Annotated in this window: 1 protein-coding gene; it reads right to left on the bottom strand. The window is 49.3% G+C overall.

The annotated features are described in order from the left end of the window. Positions 1-154: 154 nt before the first annotated feature. Positions 155-427: an XRE family transcriptional regulator gene (locus tag INT22_RS11040; RefSeq protein ID WP_089039409.1), complete on the bottom strand. Its 273-nt coding sequence runs from the start codon at positions 425-427 to the stop codon at positions 155-157. Between the last annotated feature and the right edge of the window lie 240 nt (positions 428-667).

Genomic DNA, 667 nt, shown 5'->3' with positions numbered 1-667 from the left:
ATTGATACGTGTCAATGGGTTAGCGAGAGTTTCTTAATGTTCTCTTAATCCTGGAACGCTAATTAGCTGTTTTGAAACAAAAACAGGCCTGCCCAGCGGGCAAGCCTGTTAGCAAACAAAGGGGATGAATGATTACGTTAGGTAGCAACTATTGCTATGGCGTCTCCAGCTCTAACGTGCGACGCAAGACATTGAGTTCATCAATATCTAGGTGCTCTAGCCTTCCGGCGAGCAGGTCGCTGATCTTTTGTACTGGAAGCCCAGCCCGGCGGGCTATTTCGCGGCTTCCCAGATCTGATACGGCGATCAGGCGGGTAATGATACGCATTAGGCGCGTACGTTTTTCTAAATCCCTGACATCGAGGTCAGGGCTGCTTCGCGGAGGATCTAGCGTTTCTGCGTGAGCAGTTGAGTATGCCGTACTCATGGGACTCCATCAGTCTGAAATGACAAACACACAATGCCGCCAAGTCGCGCGCTTTTCAATGCTACTTTGATTAAAATTTCGATCTATTTACAAACGCGCTCTAAGCGACTAGCTCTGGTAGACTATGCGCCTTCTAATTTCCTGGTGAGCCGCTTGCGGCACACGGCACATTAAACGCTTGATTGCTTTAGTAGGCCCTTTGGCCGAGGAGTTTTTGCATGTCGAACAGCGCACCCAAAG

Source organism: Halomonas sp. 3D7M, from assembly GCF_014897885.1.
GTDB lineage: Bacteria > Pseudomonadota > Gammaproteobacteria > Pseudomonadales > Halomonadaceae > Vreelandella.
Note: the sequence above shows the minus strand (reverse complement) of the source record. Positions and strands in the feature narration are given on the sequence as shown.

Excerpts from the sequence above, each read along its gene's own strand:
- INT22_RS11040 (WP_089039409.1), bottom strand. The coding sequence starts at position 427 with ATGAGTACGGCATACTCAACTGCTCACGCAGAAACGCTAGATCCTCCG.